Source organism: Chryseobacterium elymi (genome assembly GCF_003385495.1).
Lineage (GTDB): Bacteria > Bacteroidota > Bacteroidia > Flavobacteriales > Weeksellaceae > Chryseobacterium > Chryseobacterium elymi.
Window position 1 is genome coordinate 25,094 of the sequence record NZ_QNUH01000008.1, and the last position, 26,060, is coordinate 51,153.

The 26,060-nt window shown below is 36.5% G+C and carries 18 protein-coding genes and 2 tRNA genes; 5 read left to right on the plus strand and 15 right to left on the minus strand.

Annotation, left to right across the window (positions count from 1 at the left end):
• Positions 1-34: 34 nt before the first annotated feature.
• The 3 genes from DRF60_RS21130 to DRF60_RS10965 all read left to right on the plus strand — a co-directional run bounded on the left by DRF60_RS21130 (position 35) and on the right by DRF60_RS10965 (position 2,540).
• On the plus strand, positions 35-2,047 hold the full coding sequence (locus DRF60_RS21130; protein WP_157967951.1) for a M43 family zinc metalloprotease: 2,013 nt from the start codon (positions 35-37) through the stop codon (positions 2,045-2,047).
• Positions 2,048-2,359: 312 nt separating this feature from the next.
• Positions 2,360-2,434: transfer RNA gene (locus DRF60_RS10960), tRNA-Pro, on the plus strand.
• A 32-nt stretch (positions 2,435-2,466) separates the two neighbouring features.
• Positions 2,467-2,540: transfer RNA gene (locus DRF60_RS10965), tRNA-Arg, on the plus strand.
• Positions 2,541-2,974: 434 nt separating this feature from the next.
• Here DRF60_RS10965 and DRF60_RS10970 read toward each other — a convergent pair.
• From DRF60_RS10970 to DRF60_RS10995, 6 genes are all read right to left on the minus strand, one after another.
• Entirely contained in the window at positions 2,975-4,147 is a 1,173-nt protein-coding gene (locus tag DRF60_RS10970; RefSeq protein WP_123902673.1) for a hypothetical protein, read from the minus strand.
• Positions 4,148-5,285: 1,138 nt separating this feature from the next.
• A complete protein-coding gene (locus DRF60_RS10975; RefSeq protein ID WP_116012107.1) occupies positions 5,286-6,014 on the minus strand; it encodes a hypothetical protein in 729 nt (242 codons plus the stop codon).
• Positions 6,015-6,030: 16 nt separating this feature from the next.
• Entirely contained in the window at positions 6,031-6,630 is a 600-nt protein-coding gene (locus tag DRF60_RS10980; RefSeq protein ID WP_157967952.1) for a hypothetical protein, read from the minus strand.
• A gap of 150 nt (positions 6,631-6,780) precedes the next feature.
• The gene (locus DRF60_RS10985; RefSeq protein WP_116012109.1) at positions 6,781-7,536 is read right to left on the minus strand and encodes a hypothetical protein; all 756 of its coding nucleotides are present in this window, start codon (positions 7,534-7,536) and stop codon (positions 6,781-6,783) included.
• 416 nt (positions 7,537-7,952) lie between these two features.
• Positions 7,953-8,567 (minus strand): response regulator transcription factor, encoded by a 615-nt coding sequence (locus DRF60_RS10990; RefSeq protein ID WP_116012110.1) that lies wholly within the window; start codon positions 8,565-8,567, stop codon positions 7,953-7,955.
• Positions 8,542-11,559, minus strand: a complete 3,018-nt coding sequence (locus DRF60_RS10995) for a sensor histidine kinase (protein ID WP_116012111.1) — start codon at positions 11,557-11,559, stop codon at positions 8,542-8,544. The genes DRF60_RS10990 and DRF60_RS10995 overlap by 26 nt, the downstream gene beginning before the upstream one ends.
• A 266-nt stretch (positions 11,560-11,825) precedes the next feature.
• Here DRF60_RS10995 and DRF60_RS11000 point away from each other — a divergent pair, with 266 nt between their 5' ends.
• On the plus strand, positions 11,826-12,263 hold the full coding sequence (locus tag DRF60_RS11000) for a transposase (protein ID WP_116012112.1): 438 nt from the start codon (positions 11,826-11,828) through the stop codon (positions 12,261-12,263).
• A gap of 5 nt (positions 12,264-12,268) precedes the next feature.
• Positions 12,269-12,583, plus strand: a complete 315-nt coding sequence (locus tag DRF60_RS11005) for a helix-turn-helix domain-containing protein (RefSeq protein WP_116012113.1) — start codon at positions 12,269-12,271, stop codon at positions 12,581-12,583.
• Between the two features lie 111 nt (positions 12,584-12,694).
• On the opposite strand, the gene DRF60_RS11010 is transcribed toward DRF60_RS11005, so the two are convergent.
• The 9 genes from DRF60_RS11010 to DRF60_RS11055 all read right to left on the minus strand — a co-directional run bounded on the left by DRF60_RS11010 (position 12,695) and on the right by DRF60_RS11055 (position 26,008).
• Positions 12,695-13,762: a hypothetical protein gene (locus DRF60_RS11010; RefSeq protein WP_116012114.1), complete on the minus strand. Its 1,068-nt coding sequence runs from the start codon at positions 13,760-13,762 to the stop codon at positions 12,695-12,697.
• Positions 13,763-14,354: 592 nt separating this feature from the next.
• Positions 14,355-15,443 carry a fatty acid desaturase family protein gene (locus DRF60_RS11015; RefSeq protein WP_116012115.1) on the minus strand — a complete coding sequence of 363 codons (1,089 nt, stop codon included), beginning with the start codon at positions 15,441-15,443 and terminating at the stop codon, positions 14,355-14,357.
• Between the two features lie 380 nt (positions 15,444-15,823).
• Positions 15,824-16,684, minus strand: a complete 861-nt coding sequence (locus DRF60_RS11020; RefSeq protein ID WP_238640189.1) for an SH3 domain-containing protein — start codon at positions 16,682-16,684, stop codon at positions 15,824-15,826.
• Positions 16,684-17,511, minus strand: coding sequence for a 50S ribosomal protein L11 methyltransferase (prmA, locus tag DRF60_RS11025; RefSeq protein ID WP_116012117.1), 828 nt, complete (start codon positions 17,509-17,511; stop codon positions 16,684-16,686). The genes DRF60_RS11020 and prmA overlap by 1 nt, the downstream gene beginning before the upstream one ends.
• Before the next feature lie 256 nt (positions 17,512-17,767).
• Complete coding sequence (locus DRF60_RS11035; protein WP_116012119.1) at positions 17,768-18,481, minus strand: 3-ketoacyl-ACP reductase; 714 nt, start codon at positions 18,479-18,481, stop codon at positions 17,768-17,770.
• Between the two features lie 369 nt (positions 18,482-18,850).
• A complete protein-coding gene (locus tag DRF60_RS11040) occupies positions 18,851-20,440 on the minus strand; it encodes a calcineurin-like phosphoesterase C-terminal domain-containing protein (RefSeq protein ID WP_394337454.1) in 1,590 nt (529 codons plus the stop codon).
• 61 nt (positions 20,441-20,501) lie between these two features.
• Entirely contained in the window at positions 20,502-21,947 is a 1,446-nt protein-coding gene (locus DRF60_RS11045) for a SusD/RagB family nutrient-binding outer membrane lipoprotein (RefSeq protein ID WP_116012121.1), read from the minus strand.
• A 12-nt stretch (positions 21,948-21,959) separates the two neighbouring features.
• On the minus strand, positions 21,960-24,932 hold the full coding sequence (locus DRF60_RS11050; RefSeq protein ID WP_116012122.1) for a SusC/RagA family TonB-linked outer membrane protein: 2,973 nt from the start codon (positions 24,930-24,932) through the stop codon (positions 21,960-21,962).
• A gap of 329 nt (positions 24,933-25,261) precedes the next feature.
• Positions 25,262-26,008 carry a glycerophosphodiester phosphodiesterase family protein gene (locus tag DRF60_RS11055; protein WP_116012123.1) on the minus strand — a complete coding sequence of 249 codons (747 nt, stop codon included), beginning with the start codon at positions 26,006-26,008 and terminating at the stop codon, positions 25,262-25,264.
• Positions 26,009-26,060: the final 52 nt, after the last annotated feature.

Genomic DNA, 26,060 nt, shown 5'->3' on the forward strand with positions numbered 1-26,060 from the left:
AATACATTTGTAAAATTAATTAAATTATATACACATGAAAGGTAAAACTACTTTTAAATTACCGTTTTTATTTTTTTTAACACTCTTCTGTTTAGTTTTCGGACAGAAAAGTGATTCTACAGATAAGATTGTTTTTGGAAAAACTTATACACTTGAAGAGCTTAGAAAAACAAATGGGTTTGTGAGATGCGCTTCTACGGAATATGAAGCCATGCTGCAGCAAAAGGATCCAAAGAGGATGACTGAGCAAGAGTTTGAAGACTGGATCGGTCCATTGATTGCTAATGCACAAGCTAACAAATCTCAAAATGGAGGAATCATTACAATTCCTGTGGTAGTACATGTTATCCACAATGGAGAACCTTTAGGTACTGCACCTAATATCACCGACAAACAGGTTCAGTCTCAGATTACTGTAATGAACAATGACTTCAGAAAACTGGCAGGAACCCCGGGAGCAAACAGCAGCCCTGTAGGAGCAGACACGATGATACAATTTGCACTGGCAAAAGTGGATCCTAAAGGAAATCCTACGAATGGCATAGACCGTGTAAACCTATGTCAGCCTTCCTGGTCTACTTCTGTTATTGACAGTTATGTAAAACCAGTTACCATCTGGGACCCTACAAAATACATGAATATGTGGAGTGTAAACTTCTCTGATCCAGATCTACTTGGCTACGCACAATTCCCTTCTAATTCTACTTTACCGGGATTGAATACCAATGGAGGTTATGCAGATACTGACGGAGTAGTAGCAAATTATGCCACTTTTGGAAGCAGTACTTATAACGATGGAACATTTTTATTAAGCGCTCCGTATGACCGTGGAAGAACAATGACTCATGAAGTAGGACATTTCTTAGGATTGAGACATATCTGGGGAGACTCAAACTGTGGAACCGATTATGTTGCGGACACTCCAGTACATAGAACATCCAATGGAGGATGCCCTACGCATCCTAAAGCAAATACCTGTGGGACTACTGATGAAATGTTCGAAAACTACATGGATTACACCTTTGATACCTGCATGAATATTTTCACAATCAATCAAAAGGACAGAATGGTTGCAGTAATGAACAATTCTCCAAGAAGAATGGAACTGAAAACTTCAACCGCAGATATTGCTATTCCTTTATTTGCTAATGATGGTGAACTGAAAGGAGAAAGAAACTGCAATGAAACTTCATGTGCTGATGCTCCGTCTGCTGTCACTGCCCAATTCTCACTATACAACAGAGGAACCAGTCCACTTACGTCTGCTGTTATCACTTACTCTGTGAATGGTGGACCTCAGCAGACAACAAACTGGAATGGAAACTTAGCCCCAGACCAGTATGCCATAATCAGCATTCCTTCAGGTGCAGGAGCTGGTAGTATTTCAGCTAATATTACATCAGTAAACGGAACTACTGACCAAAGAGCAACTAATAACTCAGCTTCTGTAGTTCTTGGAAATACAGTACCGGTATCAAGTACAAATTTCACGTTCGAATTACAGCTTGATTATTATGGTTCAGAAACAACATGGGATCTAAAAAACAGTGCAGGAAGTATATTATATAGTGGAGGGAATTATCCTGACACTGATCCTAACTTCCCTGCCCTTCTTACTGAAAACTGGACCCTGCCTCTTAATGATTGTTATACTTTCACTATCAATGATAGCTATGGTGACGGTATCTATATAGATGAAGGCTTCTATAGAATTAAAAACTCAGCCGGAGCTATCATAGTCGCAGGACAAGAGTTTACAGACATACAACAAAAACAATTCAAAGTAGTAGGAGCATTAGCTACAAGCGAAGTAACAAAAGACAAAAATACAGCCGGAATTTACCCGAATCCTGTAAATGATATTCTTAACGTTACGAACATAGCTAATACTACTAAATATGAAATTTACAATGCTGTTGGACAGATCGTAAAATCCGGTGCTCTTGAAGATCAGAAAATACGAGTGGCAGAATTGACAAAAGGAACCTATTTCATCACATTTAAAAATGACAAGAAAGCAGAAAGTGTAAAATTTATAAAAAAATAAATTAAATCTTAAACTGCAGTTTTCTTAATTGTAATAAACCTTCGGAAAAATTCCGAAGGTTTTTTTTATTCACTTTAAAATTTTATAAAAATCTGCTATGAAAGCTAAATTTCAAAAAATTACATCTAAAGTATTGATATATAATCTTCAATATTTTATTACATAAGGAAATTGTGTTTTCTTGACTTATAAATATTTTAATAACATTAATTATTATTCAATATTTTTTCAAATTTCTCTTTTTTATTTAAAAAAAGTTATTATCTTTGCACTCGCTAAAACGAAGTAACATTCGCTTAAATGACCATCAATCGGGGCGTAGCGTAGTCCGGTCATCGCGCCTGGTTTGGGACCAGGAGGTCGCAGGTTCGAATCCTGCCGCCCCGACTGTTTTAGTAATTTTCTCAAAATTACTTAATGGGTGCGTAGCTCAGCTGGATAGAGCATCTGCCTTCTAAGCAGACGGTCAAAGGTTCGAATCCTTTCGCGCTCACTTAATGACACCATTAGGACAATCTAGGCCAAATGGTGTCATTTTATTTATAGATACCCTACCAATCAGTCTATTTAATGTATTTTACCCCCTTTTCTTTGTTTTCTAAAACAAAATTTCTTCTTATAAAAACAAATATTTTATCTTTTTCAGTTTGTTTTGAAGCTAAAACTCTTTGAAAATACAATGATCCAAACAGGATTTTATTTTAGTCAACTATTTTATTTTTTGGTAATAGCAATTGAAATATAATTTATATTCATTAGCCAGAATCATGGCAGTAAATTGTAAATGATTAAAACAGACGTTTTATACAATTTCAAAAAGGATGGTTCATCTAATTGGATATAAACACGTTACTCATTTCAGTAGCATGGGGCATATCAGGGCCTTCCTGGCATACATTAACTATAGCAAAAAGTTTGATTTATAACCTACATCAAATATTTTTGTACATATACCATCAGCATCTGTTTTTTGTAGTCATTCATTCCTTCGGATATATTGTCTATTTCCTTCTTGTACATTTTTTCATTTCCCATTTTGTGAAATTCTCTGGCGATCTCTAACCTAATTCTTTTCTTTAAGGAGAGATTACCAAAAGGATCAAAATAAGAATCTATACGCATCTTATCCTTAACACCATTCCAGGTAAATACTGTAGTATCATCTGTAATTGAGAGTAGTTTTTGATAATGACCTATAGCCTGTTTCGATGACATTTTACTCAGATACAGATCATATTTTATCCTAAAAAACTCCTTCTCTGCTGAAGTGGTCTTCTCTAAATAGTCGAATGCGTGATTAATAATTTTAGGATTCAGTTTATTAATGTTGGACTGCATGCCAAGTAAGTTAAAAGACAATATAGCATAAGCATCTTCCGATTTGAAATTTCTATTGATATCTTGCATACTTATTTCACCGAATGAAGAAGGCTGTATAATGGCATATCCATTTTCCGCTAAATTTTTCTCAATATCATTTTTATGAAATGAGCCGATGACTACCAAAATGGTATCTTTCTCTGAATAATTTTCTAATACTTTTTCAATCCGCTTGGCCTGTAGAAAAGTACGGTATAAAAACAGCCTCCGTGGAAAATCTAAGCTCATTTTTTCTGGATGTTGGGCATACCATTTCTCGATTCGCTTACCATACTCTGGGGAATCTGCAAAATAAAGCCCGTCTTCAAAGTCGCTTTCGTCGCTAAAAACTGTAAAGCCTAAAAATCCACTTTTACCTCTGATAAATCGAGGAACCTCAAGATTCCTTATACCAAAGGCCAGATCGGAATCCATGTCTGCCGGCAACCAGTCTATGGGATGCAATGTCTTCATTACAGCTTTCGCATAAGGTACGACCACATATTGCTGTTCGTATGTAAATTCATAAAAATCATTTCTTGTAAATTCTTCAGGAGACCGTTCAATACAAATTGCAGCGGGATCAACCTTATTGATAAACGCACGTATTGCGGCAGGTTGTTGATTAAAGTTAATTAACTGCGTAGAGTGTCCGACGCCCAGAACCACAACTTTTGGTTTTTGGGCATGTGCTGAACAGAGTATAATAAAAGAAAAAACGGTCAAGAGAAACTTTGGCATCACATCCATTTTTATTAATCTTTAATTTAGCTAAAATACGCAGTAGTACCAAAATCCGCAAGCCATGAGACACAAATGTGCTCGGAAAAACCACTTTTACTTATCAAAATGCATAGATCATTTCTTATAGGCTAAGCTTTGAATGTAGTAATGTGATATACTATATGCATGATGAAATTATTTTGAGGAATTACAAAGCAAAGGCGCTGTTACAGCATACGGAATGGAATATTTCAGATAGTCTGTGCATTTAACCCAACCTTTCATGTAGAAAAAATGAAATTATAAAAATTATGATCAACATGAACATCATGATTAAAAATATAAAACTCGTTTCTTTTTCAAAATTCATCTTATTTATTAAATCTCGGGGATTTCAAAGCTGCTAGTACTGCAGATACAGGCCATCTCACAACTAGTGAAAACGGCCTTTTTATAAAATTTTCTGTACTCCTGTTTAGACGATTCTCAACCCACATCATTTAGTTATGATACATTTTCTATTATTTAAAGAGTGTATTTTTTATGAAGTAATTCAGAAGCTAATGCTTAGAGATAAAGGAAGTCCAATATAACGGTTATTTCTTCATCATTTGCTTTAATATCATTTTTACCAATATAGCAATTGCTTGTTCAATTGTAGAGATATGAACATTCCGATAATTGAAATCCTACAAATATATATTTTGTGTGTTGAAATTATTTTTTAAATGCTTATCATAGATAGCTTCAGAAAAAACCTCTCTGCTGAATAATTGAAGCACCGAAAAAAGATGCCATTGAATTCCTGTTTTCAGCTTATATGAAATACATCTAACGACTTTATAAACAGGAGCTTTTGATTTAAAATATCTTTTTCCTATGGATACAGGAGATACTATTTAAGTTCATAACTGATCAAAAAATCAAGGCACAGAATACAAAAAAATGGAGACATTGATAAATAAATGTCTCCTTAAACTATTTGGAAAGAGTCACAGCGAACCTCGATGCCCTTTCAACATTACTATTATTACATTTACTTCCACTAACAATAATTTTAAAGTAGCAATCGCAATAACCTTATTCAATATTAACTCCACAGGTTTTTGTAGGCGTTATATGGCCTTTTACAGAAGTACCTGTTTTTCTATATACATTATAAATCTCCCAGATAGGTCCAGATCACTTCCTGTTCTCTAATTCTGTGGGTAGCATTGCATACATAACTTCCACCCAATACCCAGGTAAAACCAGCACTTGTATCTCCCTGTTGCATATATATCACTCCAGAGGTAGTTATATTCCTATCCTGATATCCTGCAGCTCCCCGAAAAGCATAACTGAATAAGTTAGAAGGGGTAATCAGCAAGGGTAGAAATTCCAATTGGAAATATTGAACGATACGTGCTGTAAACTTATAAAATCCATTCTTGTTTGCTACGATACTTCCGTTTGCATTTAAGCTACCATATCTTTGATTAAGATCGAAAAGCCCCGATGATACTCCTGTACAAACTGTATTCGTGGTTGTCTTTCTACCTTTCGCATATAAGACAGGCATATTGATCGTATTAGTTGCTAGTTTATAATCCATTAATGCTTGCCATACAACCCCATCATATAAATAAATTAAATCCTTATATACCCTACCTGTTCCGGTACCTGAATCTGAAAGATTGTATACCAACAACCCTTTGACCGGATTGGTTACTGTGGTAATATCTGTCGTAGAGGTCAAAGAAACCTTTGGGAGCATCAATGCCTTATCTGATGAGGATAATTCCAATATCGAAGATGGATCTGGAGTGGCTGTTCCTATTCCTACTTGACTTTTAATGGTAATTGTTACCAAACCTATTAGTAAACAAAATATCTTTTTTTTCATTGTAATACTATATTATCTATTGTCCTATATATTGCCAGGTAACTAATTGTGATCCTATAAGATCTTGAGCCACGCAGGTTCCTCCTAAATGCCATTGGAATGGTTCTGAAATGTCTCCCTGCTGTAGGTAAACAGATCCTGTAAATACCGTTGTTTGCCACGCCCTTGTTGTTGTGTTACCATCCTTAAATGAATAATTAAGCATTCCCGGAAGCAGAAAAGGGCTGTAGGCCGATTGTAGCATAAACTGTCTAAGGCTTACACTCCAGATGTAATATCCTGTCTTATAAGCCTGTATTGAACCATTGGCATTGATCGTAGTTTTAATATTCTTAAGATCTGTCAATTGAAAATTTCCCATAACAGCACCCGTACAAGCCGTATTAGTAGTTTTCCTTCCTACAGCTACCAGTTCAGGAAATAGGCTTCCAGATGCTATTTCTCCATCTTCTACCATTTCATCCCAGCTAGTTCCGTTAAACTTATATAACCTTCCTTCATACACTGCATCTTCGCCAGTTCCGGAGTTTTGTAATGCCAATGTCAGCATACCTAGAGACGGATTGGCAATCGTTGTTATATCAGTCTTCGAAGCCAAGGGGACTCTGGTAATCAAAAACCCTTTATTTGCAGAAGACATCTCTAGAATTGATGATTGTGCGGGAACGACAGTACCTATACCAATTTGACCTATTAACTGTTCTGTAAAAAGAAAAAGACACGGTATTAAAAAATATACTTTTCTCATGTTTTAATTAAATCATAGTTATAAAGGATTACCCAGATATTCCCAAATCACTTCCTGTCCCTGAATTCTACCATCAGCAGGACAAGTATTAGTTCCGAAAAACCATTTGAAACCTTGGGTCAGTTCTCCTTGTGTTAAATAAACAACTCCTAATACAGACGCACGCTGACTCTGAGCCGTACCTGACACCCCCCTATACGTATAAGAATAAGTAGCTAAATTTGGAGCTTGAATGTATGGGCTTACATTGAAACTCTGACTGGGATTAGAATTCATTAATTGAACCAGCCTTACCGAAAACATATAATATCCAGTCTGTGGAGCTGTAAAAGCTCCTGTTGCCGTTATTAAAGTACTACTTCTTTGATTTAGGTTAAATAATCCGTTAGTAATACCAATACATCCCTCTACTGTTGTTTTTCTTCCTACAGCAACGATCTTAGGTAATTCATTGGAGATAAATTTTTCTCTGGTAGTAAGTGCTTTCCAGGTTGCTCCATCAAATTTGTACAATGTATCTCTCTGTATTGCCGTACTGCCTGTTCCAGAATTTTGAGTGGCATACACAAGCAGTCCTTTTGCAGGATTGGGAACCGTTATAATATCTGATGTAGAGGTTAGTGCCACTCTCGGCAACAGCAATCCTTTGTTGGAAGCATTTAAATCCAGCAAGGAAGAAGGATAGGGAGTAGCTGTGCCAACTCCTACCTGACCCTGCGCGGCAATTCCTGTTATGAGAGCAAAAACATAACAATAGTGCTTAATTTTTTTCATCTTTCATGGGATTAGTTAATACTTTTATCATTACTTCGTTTTAGTGTCTAGTATTTATTTTCTTAATTATTTTTGCTCTTACATCATAGGAATCATCATGTTGAATCCACTCTCCATCAGTAGAAAGTACTTCATTTTAAAGCTGTAAAGATTTGTTTTTTTTTAAGAGGCTTCGTACTGTAAAGATTCCGATTGCAATTTTTATATCGTAAAGGTATTTGATTTATACGGTGTGTTGAAATATAACACATACAGCTTGTTCTGCTTATTTATAGAACTAAATCTACAAACAGGCAGAACTTTATGTACCCGGGCGCAAGCCGGAAAAACAAAAAATCTATAATATAAATTATAGATTTTATTTTGACAGATAATATGGTTTTTTAAATTGTTGCGAAATAACAAATAGGCTGCATCTAATGTAAATTTTTATATAACTCTATTAGTTCTGCTATATTGTTAATTTTTAATTTTTGAAAAATTCTCTTTTTAAAGGTGCTTATTGTATTTATTCTTAAATTCAAATGGTTCGAAATTTCTAAATTTCCATTTCCCTTAGCTAACAGTTCAAATACCTGAAGTTCGCGCAAAGAAAGTTCTTTTATACTAATCCCCTCATCAAAATTCTTTACTATGAAAGGAATCAGCTCAGGCGGGTAGAAATATCCGGTTTCTAAAATGATTTTTATAGAATTTTTTATATCCTCTTCTGTTCCCAACTTATTCAAATAGCCCTCCGCTCCTTTGCGAATATACTGTATGGCAATTTTCTGATCATAAGCGGAAAATATTAAAATCTTAAGATCGTTCTGAATATTTTTTAGCTCAGAAATCATTTCGGTATATTTTGTTCCCGGCATATCTATATCTAAAAGGAGAAGATCATAATGGTTCGTTTTGAGAAATTCTTTCACACGTCCATAATTTTCTGCTGAATCTATTGTAAGTTTTGGATATGCCGATCTTAAAATTAGTGTTGTTCCGGCTCTTACTACAAAATGGTCATCAGCTATTAAAATTCGTTTTTCCATTCATTTTATTTTTGTAAATATTTACTTCAACAGCAGTTCCACCAGGATAATTTTCGGAAAATAATATATCCGCATACATTTTTTTCACAAGGTAAATAACCATATGCAGACCAAGTCCGTAATTTCTAAATTTTATAATATCATCATTCATTGACATTTGATACAATCCATTGTAATAAGTCAATTGCTCCTGCGACATCCCTTTGCCAGTATCCGCTATTTTCAGAGTGATTTTCTCCTGATTATCTTCAACAATAATATAAATGATGCCCTCAGATGTATTTTTTACAGCATTATCAACCAGATTATGGACAATACACGACAGGATACTTTTATTAAACCGACAATAAATGTCGCTCTTTTCAATAACTTCAATTCTGCTATTTTGTGATTTACTAACTTCATTAAATAGTTTTTGTTTGGCCATCAATATCTCGCTAATAGGATATTCATCCTTTTCGTATACATCGTAAGTTCCGAATAAATCACTGTATTCTTTAAGATGCATCGTAAAGTTATAGAGCTCTTCCGAAGATTGATGAATGCTGTCGAAATATTCTTTCTGAAGATCAGCTTCACGGACATCGGTTAATTTTTGTGACATCATAGCAATAAATTTAACAGGAGTACTAATGTCATGGCTGATAGCTTCTATCAGCTTTTTCTGATACTCCGATTCTTTCTGCATATCGTTTTTTACGGCTTCAAGATGTTGCGTACTTTCTTTAAGCGCTATTTTAATATTAGAAACCTTTTTTTTGAGCAATCGATTTCTTATTTGTAAAAATTTAGTTCTTGTGTAGATGATGGCTATAAATATGAATAAAAATAAAATAGTAACTGCTAATTTAAAAGCTGTAGTTTGGTAAAAAAGCGGTTTGATTTTAATTTTTACGGTTCTGTATGCATAACTGCCCTCCGGAGAAACCTGAACTCTTAATTGCAGAGTATAATTACCCGGCTTTAGATTGCTTATCGTATATTTTCTTTCATTTTTAATTTCAATTTGCCGCCAGTCAGCATCCTGCCCTTCTATCTTTGCCTCAACTCTTAAGTTATAGGAATTTGAATAGTAAGGAATATCAATAAAAATATCTGCATGCTTATAATTATTCTCTAAAATAAGATCCTTTGAAAAATAAGCAATATCTGAATCATTAATTCTCACCCTTTCAACATATATACTTTTCTTATCCGGATAATACGCTTTGATATTTTTCGGATCAAAAAATACAAATCCTTCCATTGAGGGAAATACAAATTCACCATTTTCCAAGGAATAGGCATCAGGCATAGAGCCACCGTTAAATTCAGCGGTTAATAAGCCATCATTTTTCGTAAAACGGTAATAGAATACAGGGGTCTTATTGTTTTCAGAATATTTTAAAAGCTGTTTTTTAGCAACCCTGAACAACCCGTTATTGGAAGATATCCAGTAATATCCCTGTGTATCTCCCAAAATATAGTGTGCGGAATTTAAATATGAATTCTGGTCTAAAGGCATTTTGAAAAGCTTCTTATCTCTAAACAAAAAGAAACCATCTTTGTTGGTGGTTATCCATATCTGTCCGTCCGAGGTTCTGATAATATTTTTTACATTTATCTCTTTAGCTACTTGGGCAGCAATTTTCTGTTTTAGCCGTCCTGAGTACAAACCGTCGCTACATCCAATCAAAAATTCGTCGTTGCTATATTGTAGAAATGAATTCACAAATCCAGTAAACTCCAACGTGGTATTTATAGTTTTTAACTCTTCGTTTTCAAACAAATGTAAGTAGGAATGGGTAAGGTCTGTTGCAGAAACAGCAAACTGGTCTGCACTTTTAAAAAAACCTATTAAGCCCGGAAAATGAATGCTATGAGTGGTAGTATATTGGGTGGATTTATATCTTCTAACCACATAATCGTCATTCTTGTACAAAATATTCCCTGAATCATCGTAAAACATAAAATGCTTGTCATTAATACCGAAATGATGATTCTTTACGAGTCCATGTTTATTAACTTCGTATCCATAGGGGTCTATAATTGTATTTTTATTAAATGGTATGGAAGAACCGCTTACTTCATCCACAAAATGAATTTTTTTCTGAGCTGTGAAAAATTGGTTTAGCTGTACAATGTTTAATCCTTTGGTTACGCTTCCCAGATATAATCTTTCAAAATCTTTATCATAAAACATAGAATTAAAGAATTGATTTCCAAAATTCTTATAGGTTATCAAAAATTTTAATTGTAAATCATCATTCTTATTGCCCTGCAGCAGATAGATGTTATTATTATTGATGATGAAAGTCTGACCGGTAATCTGCTGCCAGTATATTTTCGTTTCAGGATCATTAAAAAGAGTTGCCCTTGTAAGAGTTGTTAACTTTCCCTTATAAATTTGGTAAGTTTTTCTTTTTTTCGAATCGGTGAGAAAAAGAGTGTCTTCTTCATTAAGAAATATATTGGATAAATTGGTGGTGACGACCGGAACTTTGGTCTGCCTATTTTTTTCATCGGTATATATTATCCTGTTGTTATAAAAACTATATCTTCCGGAGCTGGTCTTTATATAGTATTTGGTATTAGAACCGTATTTGGATTCCGGAGAATTTTTCGATATCCTTTTTAAAAAATTAAACTTCTCTTTTGTAAATGTTTTTGTTGAAGTTCTTTTTGTAATAGGCTGGACTTTTCTTTTTCTTATAAGAATTTTATTCTCGTCATTATTGTTATAAACTATAATACTGTCATTCGATACATTTCCATAGAAATTTTCAAAATGTAAATTGGTAACTGCCAATTTATTATGTATTGTAAATACCGAGCCATCATATTGTACTATTCCATTGTCTGTGGATAGCCATATAAAACCATATTTATCCTTAACAATAGCTTTAACACTATTCTGTGGAAGACCATTTTCTGTATTATACCATGAAGAAACATTTTGACCATATAATTTCTGAAAATAAAGCAAAAAAATAATCAATATAGATATCCTCATAGTACAATTAGTAATTCTGCAAAATTAATGTATTATCATAGTACAACTTTGTAGAATAAATTCTACAAACAACAAGACAAATTCGCAAGATAAATTTTTAAGAAAGTACTGTACAACAAATATCTTTGTTAAAGACAAAAATGCTGGTTCATGACAAATTCATAGACATTTGGGTGGTGATATAAATAATAATTAACTTATTCTTTTACAAAAACCTCCGTCTGTTTAGCGTATCTAAAATACCAGTTCTTAAATACCAGAAATTTATGGAGACAATAACAAATAACTTCAAGCAACTTAACATCGGGGTATTAGTCCAACAAAAAGTAAGAGAAACAAACATAGAAATCTCTCGAATATGCAATTTTCTAAAATGCACACAGGAAGAGGTAGAAAATATGTACCTCAGCAGGTCCTTAGATTCAGAAATCCTTCTGAGGTGGTCAAAGCTCTTAAAATATGATTTCTTTAGAGTTTACTCTCAACATTTAATTTTATATTCTCCTTCCAAAGCTTTACATAAAGTAACAGAAAATAAAAAAACAGCAATGCCTCAGTTCAGAAAAAATATTTACACAAAAGAAATAATTGACTTCATTATAGAAATGGCTGAAAAGGGAGAGAAAACAAAACAGCAGATAATGGATGATTATGACATCCCGAAAGCCACCTTCTATACCTGGATCAAAAAATATAAAAGATAAACCTTATGCCTAACTATAAGAAACTATATACGGATATTATTAGCCATAAAAACCCTAAAAAATGGGAAGAGTGCTCATTTATTTTAGCTAAGGAAGAGCTTACAACTCTGGATATTATTAATCTTAATGAGATCATTTTCAATAATACAGATAAAGAGATCACGAGATTTAATCAACAACATAAATCATACGATAAAAATGCTATCATCAATATGCTGACCCATCAACAAGTTAATAAATTGAATAATACTCAGTTGGCAATTCGCTTTAAATTAAGTAGAAATTCCGTTGCTAAATGGAAAAAAAAATATACACTTTAAGCTGTACAAAAAACGCATACTAAATTGACCAACAATGAAAAATCAAAAATAAGTCTGCCATATGTAGCAGACTTATTTTAGTTTTAAATTCTAATTATGATTATGGTTAAATTAATACCTCGTAAGAATTATCTTATAACCTCTCGTTACATTTCCATTATTGGTAATATTTATTGTTCCTGCCGATGGCATGGTTAGGGTATAGTTTAAAGCACTCGGATTTCCACCATCCGCACAGCCAACCACATCTGTCCAGGCAGTTGAAATGCTGTATCTGCTGATCTCATTAAAGATAGGTGATTTTGCCGTATTTCCACTCCCTTGATTTCCCCCTAATCCATTGATCGAATATAAGCTGCTTGCAGTGCTATTTATTACGTAATATTCTGCAATTGCTACATTACCACAGCCATCTCCAACTATGACCACAGCTTTATAAAAACCACCATCAGATAAACCCGTAATCAATTGTCCGGTAGCTCCGCTTGCAAGATTATTAAGAGGAGATGAGAGTACAGCTCCGAAAGTTTCCGAAGGGGAAGCTTTAACCAACACTCCATTAGAATCCGTGTAAACAGGAGTTACAGCATTAGTTCCTGCTACAATATCCATTGTTCTAACTCTCGTATGACCAGCTACATCCAATAATTCTGTAGGTGAAGAGGTACCAATTCCCACGTTTCCCGAAGAAGTAATTCTAAGTCGCTCCAAGTATCCCCCACCAAGAGAATTTCCCATAAAAAAGTCTTCAGCGGTACTGGTACGCATACTTCCAATTCCCCAATTGGCTCCTCCCGATGTGGGTCCACTATTGGTGAAACCTAGAAGTGAAAAATTTCCGGCAGCCAATGGAGACGTATTTCTCAATGCTAAAATAGACAGATTATTACCACCAGCTGGAGCATCAATTAAAGTATACCTGTTTAAATCAGCTGCGGTGGTAACTATATGCATCTTAGTGGTAGGAACGGTAATACCTACACCTAAGGATCCGGTATTGGTTACAACCATATCATTAGCCTGTTGGGTAACTGAAGGGGCTCCCACAGCAGGGTTATCCTTAGCTCCATCAATATGGAATGTACCCTGAGGGTTTGCAGTACTTACGCCAACCTGAGCATTGCCAAATGATAAGAAACCTGATAATATAAGTACCAGTAATGAAACATTTTTTTTCATAATTTTTTGCTTTTTTTATTATTTTATTGTGTTTAATCATTATCATCGCCTATACATTTAAAACTATCTTTTGATTTTACCCTTCAAATGGTTGCTTACTCTGTGACCAGTTCTCTTCTTCTGTTGAGAAGAAGAGCCCAAAGTCAAGGAAACTAATCAAAATTTTGTGCTTTTAGAAGCGATCTAAAAATTCTATTATCGTAGGGAATCCGAGAATAAAACTCTAAGACAAAGATATTTTATTTATGTAACTAGCTGATAGATAACGCGTACGATTTACTCTTACCCGTTGTAGAAGTAATTCTATACTTCTGCTGCTATAATATTCTACTTTAAAAAGTCATTGACCACCTTAAGGCATAGCTTTTTGCTAAGATTGCCTCATTATAAATATTCTAATTATCTATCTTATCTGTTTTCCATTACTCTTGTAAATATTAAATATAGAGCTAGTTTAAAACCAACTCTATACTTAATGCTTGAATATTCCAAAAAAAATAAAACATTATAAATCAATAAAATACCCGTAAAATCCGATTAAGATCAGCAGCCAAAGAATTCGGGGATACAAAAGGCTAGCCACCATACCTGGTTAATTAACGGCCGCCTCTTTGCCAAATTTTTTCAGTGTTAGAAAATGCGAGTACAGTGCCGATAAAAAGCTCTTATTTTCAATGTAAGGCAAGTTGAACTCCATCGCTGTCTTCTTCACAATAACAGAGATCTTCCCATAATGTATGTGGCAGACTTTAGGAAACAGATGGTGCTCTATCTGCCTGTTCAGTCCGCCAAGGAAAAATGCCGCGAGCTTATTGTGCGTTGCAAAATTCGCTGTTGTACGCATCTGGTGCTCCGCCCAGGCTTCTTCTATCTGCCCGGTTTCGTTAGGCACAGGGAAATTGGTACCCTCAACAACATGGGCCAGCTGAAATACCAGTCCCATCGTCAAGCCTTCGGCAATATGTAAGAACAGAAAACCGATCAGAAACTGCCACCAGCTCACATCCAGTACCAATAGTGGCAATATGATAAAAAGGAAGTAATAAAGCGCTTTATAGAAAAACAAATTGAAATATTCCAGCTTAGGGTGCTTATTCTGATGTGCCCCAATTTTTTTCTGAAAAAACTTTACAAAATCCTTACGGAACACCCATGACAGGGAAGCTAAGCTGTAAAGCGGAAAGGCATACCAATGCTGGTACCGTTGAATGCGATTCACTTCGTCTTCCTCAGCAATCCGGATCAATCCCGGCGCGACTTCAATGTCCTCATCGTGTCCGGGGATATTGGTATAGGTGTGGTGAACCACATTGTGGGTGATACTCCAAACGTATGGATTGGCGCCGATCAGATTAAAAATAAACCCGAACAGTTTATTCACTTTTTTATTACCGGAAAGTGCACCATGTATAGCATCGTGGCATACATTGAAGCCTACAAAGGCACTAAACATACCCAGAACCACTGCAAGTGGCAAGAGCATCCAGGTCGGAAGCAGACCTGAAATAATTACAAGGTAAATTCCAATGAACCCTGTAAGGAAAAATACAGTCTTGCCCCACATATGGCCATTGGCATGTTGACTTAATTGATGCTGACTGAAAAATTGATCTACTCTGCTCCTAAGAGTTGCATAAAAATGAGAACCAGAAACTGATGAGAATTTTACTTTTTGTGACATAAGATATCTTGTTTGATCTACCTAACGCGAACAAACAGATGTGCTAAATCGGGTGTTGGAATGAGGAGCGTATTAAGCTTTCCGGCACATTACCGGATTATTTACATATATAACGTATTAATTGTTAATTTATTATATTTTAATTAAAGGTACATTTATTTGTCCATGCCTCATCCATCTGAATGATTTAGAAAGATTTCTAACTTAAATCATTAAAGCCAACACAATAACAATTTAAAATGATTCAGGCTTACTGAGAAAGACTCTGCAGAAATGTTGAGTCTTTTGTGTTTTAATAAAACAGATTCTATTATTCGCTAAAGGATATACAAAAGCCACCGTAATTTATACGGCAGCTGATGTATTTTTAGTTTTAAACTTTATTTAAGCTTATAAGAATTTCCATTCCAGAGATACGTTTTGGAAGAATGTTTTTTCTTTTCTCTGTCTTTATCATCTCTTTCCATTTCCTCTGTTTTAAAGATAAATGCATTGGGAATTCCGCCTTTATCATTGGGAAATACAAATTCTTCGGAATGGTAGTATACATCGGCATCCCCTACATTCATCAGTTGTGGCAGTGTAACCAGCTTTTTGTCTTTAAAAAGAACATACTGGGTATAGCTTGCAATTCCGCAGGCTTCCCCGGAAACCATAGCTTTAAGGGTGAGTTCCACATTCTGCAGCTTATGTCCGCTTTCAATGGTAAATGTAGCATAGCTTAGCTCCTCTCCTCTTCCGGTGTCAAAATATACTTCATCAATCAAAGTATTTCCTTCCATCACTTTTATTCCGGCAATATTCTGTTTTACAATTTGATTATATCCTTTATTTTTCCGGTCTATCGTTTTTGAAAGTCCAAAAAGAAAATCATAGCCGTTCTTATTGCGGTAACCAACGGAAAGATTACCTCCCCAGACATATCCTTCTGAAACCAAATCTCCTTTCTGATAAGAAACTTTATACCAATTGGCTCCCCTTTCGCCTAATTTAAGTATTGCTTCTTCCTTTTTAAGGATCAGCACCTGCTGGTTGGTTTGCAGAGAATCTGTTACTTCAGCTTTTACATCCGGTTCTTTTCTTACTCGGGTCCAGTCTGTAAAAATTTTCTGGGGTTTGTTTTCTTCAAAGCTGAAAACTCCGTCAGGATAAACGCCATTTTCTTCCTGTGCAGAAAAAAACTGCAGGAACAGCAGGCATAAAACCGTCAATAAAGATTTCATATGACTATTGTGTTTCATTATTTTTCCAGCAAAAGGCTTACCCATTCTTCACGCTGAAATTTCTTTTTAAGTTCCAGTCCGCTTTCTTTGCATACTTCCAGGATATCATCCACGTCAAAGAAGCACAATCCGGAAAGCAGCAGTTTTCCACCTTCATTCATGACAGAAACATAGGTAGGAATATCGGAGATCAGGATATTCCTGTTGATATTGGCCAGAATGATATCAAAATTTTCCTTTCCTAAATTGTCTGCGGTTCCCAGTTCAATATCAAGTTCAACCCCGTTTCTGGCAGCATTTTCTTTTGAATTCTCTACAGACCATTCGTCTATATCAATCGCTTTTGTATCCCCTGCACCTATCTGCTTTGCATAAATTGCCAAAACCGAGGTTCCACATCCCATATCAAGCACTTTTTTGCCATTGAAATCAATATCCATCATCTGCTGAATCATCAGGTGCGTTGTAGGATGATGCCCTGTTCCGAAAGACATTTTTGGCTGAATGATGATTTCATGCATTCCCGGGACAGATTCGTGGAATTCTGCCCTGATCAGCACTTTATCATCAATATTGATCGGCGAAAAATTCTTTTCCCATTCTTCATTCCAATTGATATTAGGCATTTCTTCGAAAGAATAAGCGATCTGTACATTTTCATTTTCAAAAAGCGGAAGTGCTTTAAGATCTTCTTCTTTAAACTGTTCTTTCTGGATATATCCTAAAATTCCGTCGATTTCTTCCGTAAAGCTGTCAAAACCTATTTCGATAAGCTCCGCCATTAATATCTCGTTCCATGGCTGCAATGGAGAAATCCTGAAATTGAATTCTAAATAATTTTGCATGTGAGTGAATAATTTAGTGCAAAAATAAGGATGTTATTATTGTTAAAAAAATTGAAGTGCCATGAGTCTTGTATATTTTGAGAATAATGTCTTTGTTTTATGGTAAAGGCTAGTGAGAGTTTTTTTATTTTGGCTAAAGCCGGATAAGATTGTGTAAAAAGAGAAAGCGGGCTAAAGCCCGCTCTATTGAATATTTTATACATAAGTTAGTTCCTGGGACATCACACAAACCCAAATTCCGAAACTCATAGCCAATCTATGGATTTGTAGAAAAAATAGAACCGTTAGCAATCAATGCTCTTCTGTTCATCTTTAGAATATCTCTTACCCATTCTGCAAAGTCTTCCGGCTGAAGTACTTTATCAGGATTTCCGTCTGTTAGTCCCCCTTGAATACTCATATCGGAAGCAATAGTGCTGGGCGTCAAGGTGATCACACGGATGTTTTGTTTTCTCCATTCTGCCATCATCGACTGCGACAGAGATACTACCGCCGCTTTGGAAGCTGCATACGCTGACATATTCGGACCGCCTTTTAAACCTGCCGTAGAAGCAACGTTGACGATATCTCCTTCACCGTTAGCCTTTAAGAAAGGATAAACCGCTTTAGCCGCATAATATACTCCGAATAGGTTGGTCCGGATTACCTGTTCCCAGGTTTCGGAAGGCATATCTTCAATGCTTCCAAAATCTCCGACTCCGGCATTATTAATCAGAATATCTACGCTTCCCAATTGTTTTGCAAGAGACTCAATACCTGTTTTCACTTCGGATTCATTATCAATACTGAAAACAGCATAGGCCGAGTTTACACCAAGCGCTTTAATCTCTTCAGCTGTACTTTTAAGATTTTCTGCATTTCTACCGGTAACAGCAACATTTACTCCTTCACTGGCCAAAGCTAAGGCAACCGCTCTTCCCAATCCTCTTCCACCACCTGTTACGATGGCATTTTTTCCGCTTATATTCATAATATTATTGTTTCGTCAGACAAATTTACGAAAGAACATTTTTAAAAGGCCGATAGAATCTGGATTTAATCGAATTTTAATAGTAACCTGTAGTTTTTACCATAAAAGGACAGAAGGTTTTTAACACTTAAGTTATTTTAAAGTTCAATGCTTTAAGAATAAAAGCTCACTTAAGTTCTAAGAAACCAGAGATCTTTATCAACAAAAAATTCATCGGATCAAAATTCCCCTCCCATGGAGGGGTGGCGAAAATTCAAAGAATTTTTGACGGGGTGGTTCACGCCATAATCATTACAAATTACCTCCAAATAAACAAAACCGGCTTAATCATAAACCGGTTTCTGTTGAAAGTATAGTAAAAAATGAAAACTATGGGATAAGAACCGGGTTTTGTACCTCGAATTCTTCAGAAGCGGTAAATTGATTTCCGTACATATCTGCAGCTCTCACTTCAAGTTTGTGTTTTCCTAGCCCAAGCTTCTTAGGAAAACCCGCAGTCCAGATATGTTTTGACATTTCGGGGTTGGAAGGTCTTCTTCCCGGGAATAAATTCTGCGTAGAATCCCACTTGAATACGGAAAGGGCAAAATTAGGATCTACTGCTTCATCGTAGATCATCTCTTCCCAGGCTCCGTTGTCTATCCTGTATTCTACTTTGTCCTTTTTGCTTCCCATAAAGAAGTTGGCAAGGATCTTTGCAGAGGTTTTTGACGGATAAGGAATCACTTTCGGAACATAGAGTTTGATCTGATAGTCTTCTGGCTTCCCTGCTGTTTTATATTTGACTTTATATTGGTTATCATTAAAGCTGATGAAAGAATATCCTTTCGCCGTTCCGTCCCTCATCGTGGAAGTAGGAAGTCCCGCATCATCCGGTGTTCCGGAATACCAGTCCCCGCAGGTAGTACCCACATTGTATTCATGAAGATCTTTTGTCCCGTTCCAGCCTGCTTCCTTGGTATAGAAGATCTGTTGCTGAATATGGGTATGAGCTGATAAAAGGAGGACGTTTTCAAAAGGGTACAGAAAATCAAATAATTTCTGGCGGTCTGCGTTTCTGAAATTATCTTCGTTGTTATGCTCCAATGGAATATGGAAAGAGATCACAATTAACTTGTTTTTATCAACCAGTTTAAGATCGTTTTCAATAAATTTCAGCTGGTCCTCACGGAATCCGCCCCAATAGCCTTTTCCGTCTCTCGGATCGGGATACAGAATATCATCTAAAATGATAAAGTGTACGTTTCCGTAATTGAAAGAATAATTAGCCGGGCCAAAATTATTTTCAAAAGTTTCATCTGAAAACTGGTCTTCTTTGGCATCGTAATTCATATCATGATTTCCCATTACATTGTACCATGGAAGACCAATCTCCTTCATCACATCCGCGTAAGGTTTCTGAAGGCTTAAATTGTCGCCCACAAGATCTCCAAGACTGATTCCCAATACTGCATTTTTTTTGGTATTTTTCACTTCATTTACAATTCCTCTTTTAAAGTAATCCAGCTCTTTTTCTGTATAAGGCTGTGGATCTCCGAAAACAAGAATATCAAAGTTTTTGCTTTCCTCTTTTTTATAAAGAGGGAAATTCAGCTCTTTCGGAAGATCTCCTGTTGGTGCTGTTCCTTTGTATTTAAAATCAGCCGGTGAGCCTTTTGGCTTGTGATGGTAATAAAACTGCGGCAGATTATTGCTGTTCAGAGCCGTTTGATATCCTGAAGGCTTGATCACAAAGATGGTTTGATTTTCCTGAACAGGTAAGCTGTACCTACCGTTTTTATCAGTGAGCACAACCTGAACTCCATTAGAAACAGCAACGCCTTCAATCCCTTTTTCACGGTTTTCTTTCTTTTGATTTCTGCTGCTATCTTCAAACACGTATCCTGAAACAGAATCCTGGGAGAACACCATTACTGAAATCAGCACACATGGCATTAAAAATTTTATATTAATACTCATTTCTTTATTCTTTATTCTTTATTCTTTATTCTTTATTCTTTATTCTTTATTCTTATTAACTTTACTTGTTCCACCACATTTTCACATTCACATCATCTCCACCCATCTGCTGAACTGCAGCCTGATAATTAGCTGTATTCAGAACTTTAGGATTAGGCGGATACATTAATCTAAGCGGCATGACCCCGCCATTTAGAAGACCGCCATTGTTCGGAAGTACAGGAAATCCGGTTCTTCTTTTTTCAAACCATTGCTGCTGATCTACAAAGAAAAGCGCTACATATTTCTGAAGCATAATTCTTTCCATTTCAGGTTTATATGCAACATTAGGATTGCTGAAATAGTTGGCAGGCATTACTGCTCCCCATTGTTCTATCGTTGCTTTCACCCCATTTTCATAATAAGTCTGTGCATTTCCCTGAATGACTCCTTTAAAGGCAAGCTCGGACAATATGAACTGCAGCTCAGCATAAGGATACATAAGGATTTTCAGAGGGGCTTTGGCCAGATTCTGATTGAGATTTGAAGGCTGATAATCGAATGTGGTTCCAAAGGCATACCCGGAAGGTGCTCCTTTGTATCCTATATTAACATTGTTCAGATCTTTTGCCTGGGAGAAAAACATGGCTAACCGCGGATCATTGTTTGCTTTCAGTGTTGTAACAAAAAATTCGGAAGCAGCCCTTCCCGTAGTAAAGTCCTGAGGTCTGGCAATAGGCGGCATGAGAGGAGAAACTCCCGTGATATCCAGCTTAGCTCCATCGGCATTGCTTTGAAAAATTGGGTATACGGTAGGATTACTGATGATCTCCTGAATTCTTTCATGAACATTCACCTCGCCATTCTTACTTAAAATTCTTGTCAGCAATCTCAAGGAAAGAGAATTGCAGAACTTTTTCCAGTTGGTGATTCCGTTTGCATCGGATTCAGCTTTATAAAACAGGTCATTCCCTGTAAGCACTTTATTGGTGATAAAAAGAGAATTGGCAGTTTTCAGATCATCCAGCAGTTTTACATAGATATCTTTCTGCCTGTCGAATTTGGGCTGTAAAATTCCTTCATCAAGTTTTGAAGCTTCAGAAAAAGGAATATCTCCATAAGTATCGGTCAGATTGGAATAGATCCATGCATTCAGTACCAATGCAATGGCTTCATAGTTTTTATCTCCTTCTTCAACGGCTGCCCTTTTCAGGTCGTCCACCTGCTTCAGCCATCGGTAGGAATTATTCCAGAATCCAGCGCCTGTATTTTCAGTGATGTAGTAACGGCTCAGCGAGTTTCCTTCATTCGGGAAATCCAGAGACACCTGCATAAGGTCGAAAGTAAAATCATTAGCCCTGTTATAGCCTACTGCAGCCATATTATACTGGATAGGAACCAGCAGGGAACTTGCCACAGGTTTATTGATCCGGCTCTGGTCTTTATTAATCTCATCAAGGTTCCTGTCACATGACACGACAGTTCCCAAAAGCACGAAAAATGACGATATATAGATAAGTTTTTTCATTGTTCTGATTTTTTAAAATTTAACATTTAACTGTATCCCGACTGTTCTTGAAGCAGGCAGCTGCCCCATTTCTATTCCCGGCGTAATCGTAGAATCATCCAGTGTTGCGGCCTCCGGATCAAACAATGGGAATTTTGTCCACATCCAAAGATTTCTTCCAAATAAAGCAAGGGTTATATCGGTAACTTTCAAAGGGTCAATAATCGATTTTGGGAAAGAATAAGAAATCCTGGCGTCTCTGAGTTTGATGAATGAGGTGTCGAATGAGTTCGTTTCTACATTGGCTCTCCTGTAATAATCTGAGTAATACGTAGAAACGGGAATTCCTTTGGTATTCGGCGAGAAGCTGCCATCCGGGTTTTTAACCACACCCTGACCCACGATCAGTCCGTTCGGATTATCCCTTCCCCAAAGCGTATGTCCAAGTTTTCCCTGCTCAGACATTTTGTGATGAGACTGGGAATAGGCAATTCCTTTATACTGTCCATCAAATGAGAAACTTAAAGCGATATTCTTGTATTTAAATTCATTCTGAAGACCAGCTCTCCATTTTGGATAGGCATTTCCTATCTTTTTCATTTCTGTAGGCTTTGCGGTCAGTCCGTCACTCCCGTAAATCACCTGTCCATCCGGAGAATACATCAGGCCGTAACCGTACATATCTCCCAGCGAACCACCCACCACAGCATTGTAATACACCACCCCGCCTACACTTCCAATGGTATAAGGTTCACCATGGAATTCTTCAGGAAGGGAAAGAATTTTATTTCTGTTCATGGACCAGTTGGCACTGACATTCCATGAGAAGTTTTTATTTTTTACCGGGTAAGCATTCAAGGTCATTTCAATTCCTCTGTTTCTGATCTCACCGGCATTAATGATCCTTTTGTTATAGCCTACTTCATACAATACCGGGATCACAATAGTTTGGTCTTTGGAATTGTTCTGATACGCTGTGATATTGTAGCTCAACCTGTTTTTAAGAATCGTAAAATCCATTCCTCCTTCGATATTTGTTATCATCTCAGGTCTTAGATCCGGATTGGGATACAACAACGGAGATTCCACGGAACCGGCAAAAGAGCTGTTTTCATAATATTTATCAAGCATGTAATTGTAGGTATCGTTCCCTACTTTCGACCATGAAAGCCTCAGTTTCCAGAAATTGAACTGATCCGACTTCATTTTGAATATATCAGACAGGACAAATGATGAAGACACTGACGGGTAGAAATAAGACCTGTTGTGTTTTGGCAGTGTACTGCTCCAGTCATTTCTGGCCGTCACATCTACAAAAACAAGGTCTTTATAACTGAAGTTCGCCAGTGCATAGGTACTGTTTACCTGATTGTCATTAGGTTTCGGAAGCTTATTATCTAATGCTATTGCATTGGTTAGCTGATATACGCCGGCTTTATTGAGACCTATCGCCCTGTAATCATTCATGCTCTGCTCATAATATCTGATATTTCCTCCGGCTGATGCTGTTACGCCAAAGTCTCCGAATTTATTCTTATAGGTAAATAAAATATCATTATTCAAATCTAAATATTTGATATACTGCTCTCTATAATAACCTTTCAGGTAGTTAGCAGAGCTCCAAGGTCTTCTCTGTGTACGGAACTCATTGCTCCATTCCAGGCCGGATTTGAAAGCCACATCAAAGTTTTTCGCAAACTGATAGTTTACGTTAATATTTCCGGTAATGATCTTTTTATCTTTAGAATTCAGATTTTCATAAGCAATAACATAGGGGTTATCGATATATGAACTGAAAGGATGAATCTGGTCTACCTGCTCCTGTCCATTCTTCCAGATAGGTCTGTACCACGCCAGATCTACATTTGGATTCTGGAAGATCATGAAATAGGAGATCGACTGGTTGTTGTACCCTGTAGCCGGAAGGTTATCACTTTTGGTCTGGCTGAAATTCAGTTTGGTCCCAACCCTTAATTTACGGCTCATCTTATGATCAACAGATACTGCTGCGTTCAGCCTGTCAAAGCCTGTATTCGGCATCATCCATTCATTTTTAAGGTAAGAAAGAGATGATCTGAAAGCAGTTGTTTCATTAGAATGCTCTAATGATAAACTGTTTGAATAGGTGGTTCCTGTCTGCCAGAAATCTTTGATGTTATTTTTGTAGGGTCTCCAGAGCTGTCTTTCTTTACTCTGTCCCTCTACTGAAGGATCATACTGAAAATAATACTGCCCGTCAAATTTCGGCCCGAAGGCGCTGCTGGTAGAACCGGTATTCACTCCGTCTGCCGAAGCTCCGTAAGAGTAGTAATAATTTCCGTTCTTATCTTTCTGCATGGTTCCCTGCCCGTATTCATACTGGTAATCCGGCCATTTAAGAACGCTGTCAAAGCTGGTATAGGAGTTCAGTGTAACCTGAATTTTTCCTTTTTTTGTTTTTCCGGATTTGGTGGTGATCATAATAGCTCCCCTGGATCCTCTGGAACCGTACAGTGCAGATGCACTAGGTCCTTTCAGAACAGTAACAGATTCTATATCATCCGGATTAATGCTGTTGTAGCTGTCTCCATAATCAATCGGAAGATCGCCTCCTGAACCTGCGCCGTAAGCTGAAGTTCCGGTTCCATTCCTTTTGTCACTTAAAGGAACACCATCTACAACGATTAGTGCCCCGTTATTTCCCATATTCATGGAAACATCTCCGCGGAGTGTGATACGGCTGGTTCCCAGTGGCCCCGCCCCTGCTGTCTGAACTTTCAGTCCGGCCACTTTTCCTTCCAATGCCTGCGCCCAGTTGTTATTCTGGGTTTTGAGGATTTCTTCTGATTTTACGGTTTGAGTAGAGTACCCTAAAGACTTATCCTGTCTTTTGATTCCCAAAGCGGTTACCACCACCTCATCAATGCCTTTAACAGTATCTTTTTTCGTTTTCTGCTGAGCTGCCAGATTGACGCTGATCAATCCAAGCAACGACAAAACCAGTAGTTTTTGTGTCTCTTTACGCATATCCTTTTTGTTTGCGCAAAATTAAAACGACAATATGGCTATGGTTTTAATACCATTTTAACATTTATTAAAATATTGTTAAACAAATTATGAACCTAAGTTTAACACATTACATATATACATGATATTCAACCATTTAAATAATTAATAATTTTTAACACTGTTTTATATCTTCATTAGTATACCTTTATTGTCTTTCTCTGAAAAATAAATATAGCGTACTGGCTTTCAATCAATAAATCATTCAAACACAGACATAAAAAAGCCTGTTTCTAAAATGAAACAGGCTGTAAAATTTCAATACGGCTTTATTTTTAAGCCAAAATCTGTTATTTATTCTTCAGCTGATCAGGAATATTGGTGGTAATAAAACCTATTCCCTGATTTTTTAATTCCTGATAAACTGCCGGATCATTTACCGTCCAGGAATTTGTGATCAATCCCAGTGCTTTTGCCTCAGAAATCCATGTTGGGTTTTTCTGGAAAACGCTGTAATGGTAGTCCATACCATCAAGACCTTCTTTTTTGATCTGTTCCGGAGAAAGCTCTCCGTTCAGGTATTGTACCTTGAACTTCGGCTCCAGCTTTTTGATCTGTTTGCAGATGTTCAGGCTGAAAGAAATATATTCACTCTGCCCTTCCAGTTTCATGTCTTTAATCATTGTAAGGGTTTTCTGAGTGATCTCATTTTCTATTTCCGGAGTTTTGGCAGGTTTGATCTCAACAATAAGTTTTAAAGAAGGATCTTTTTTGCCCTGCTTCAGATACTCTTTTAACGTGGGAAACTTTTCACCATTCGATAGCTTCAATGTTTCCAGCTCTTTGAAATTCGTTTCAGAGACTTCCATTTTGCCATGATGTTCGTCATGATTAATCACAAGAACGCCGTCTTTGGTCATTCTTACATCGAATTCCGATCCGTATATCTTTAATTTTTGGGCATTTTCCAAAGATTTAATAGAATTTTCCGTAGTAGGCGGCTGAGCCTGGAAATAGCCTCTGTGCGCGATAATCTGGGTTTGTGCCTTCATTACGACTGTGCTTAAAACTGCTAACCCTAAGATAAATTTTTTCATAATACAATTAGATAATTAAATAAAAAACTTAAAACATTTGATAAAGGTAATG

What these genes read in the sequence shown, in the direction of transcription:
- prmA (WP_116012117.1), bottom strand. Translation starts at nt 17,511, where the DNA reads ATGCAAAATTATTTAGAATTCAATTTCAGGATTTCTCCATTGCAGCCA.
- DRF60_RS11015 (WP_116012115.1), bottom strand. Translation starts at nt 15,443, where the DNA reads ATGTCACAAAAAGTAAAATTCTCATCAGTTTCTGGTTCTCATTTTTAT.
- DRF60_RS11040 (WP_394337454.1), bottom strand. Translation starts at nt 20,440, where the DNA reads ATGAGTATTAATATAAAATTTTTAATGCCATGTGTGCTGATTTCAGTA.
- DRF60_RS11035 (WP_116012119.1), bottom strand. Translation starts at nt 18,481, where the DNA reads ATGAATATAAGCGGAAAAAATGCCATCGTAACAGGTGGTGGAAGAGGA.
- DRF60_RS11050 (WP_116012122.1), bottom strand. Translation starts at nt 24,932, where the DNA reads ATGCGTAAAGAGACACAAAAACTACTGGTTTTGTCGTTGCTTGGATTG.
- DRF60_RS11005 (WP_116012113.1), top strand. Translation starts at nt 12,269, where the DNA reads ATGCCTAACTATAAGAAACTATATACGGATATTATTAGCCATAAAAAC.
- DRF60_RS11000 (WP_116012112.1), top strand. Translation starts at nt 11,826, where the DNA reads ATGGAGACAATAACAAATAACTTCAAGCAACTTAACATCGGGGTATTA.
- DRF60_RS10985 (WP_116012109.1), bottom strand. Translation starts at nt 7,536, where the DNA reads ATGAAAAAAATTAAGCACTATTGTTATGTTTTTGCTCTCATAACAGGA.
- DRF60_RS11055 (WP_116012123.1), bottom strand. Translation starts at nt 26,008, where the DNA reads ATGAAAAAATTTATCTTAGGGTTAGCAGTTTTAAGCACAGTCGTAATG.
- DRF60_RS10975 (WP_116012107.1), bottom strand. Translation starts at nt 6,014, where the DNA reads ATGAAAAAAAAGATATTTTGTTTACTAATAGGTTTGGTAACAATTACC.
- DRF60_RS10990 (WP_116012110.1), bottom strand. Translation starts at nt 8,567, where the DNA reads ATGGAAAAACGAATTTTAATAGCTGATGACCATTTTGTAGTAAGAGCC.
- DRF60_RS11020 (WP_238640189.1), bottom strand. Translation starts at nt 16,684, where the DNA reads ATGAAACACAATAGTCATATGAAATCTTTATTGACGGTTTTATGCCTG.
- DRF60_RS11045 (WP_116012121.1), bottom strand. Translation starts at nt 21,947, where the DNA reads ATGAAAAAACTTATCTATATATCGTCATTTTTCGTGCTTTTGGGAACT.
- DRF60_RS21130 (WP_157967951.1), top strand. Translation starts at nt 35, where the DNA reads ATGAAAGGTAAAACTACTTTTAAATTACCGTTTTTATTTTTTTTAACA.
- DRF60_RS10995 (WP_116012111.1), bottom strand. Translation starts at nt 11,559, where the DNA reads ATGAGGATATCTATATTGATTATTTTTTTGCTTTATTTTCAGAAATTA.
- DRF60_RS11010 (WP_116012114.1), bottom strand. Translation starts at nt 13,762, where the DNA reads ATGAAAAAAAATGTTTCATTACTGGTACTTATATTATCAGGTTTCTTA.
- DRF60_RS10970 (WP_123902673.1), bottom strand. Translation starts at nt 4,147, where the DNA reads ATGCCAAAGTTTCTCTTGACCGTTTTTTCTTTTATTATACTCTGTTCA.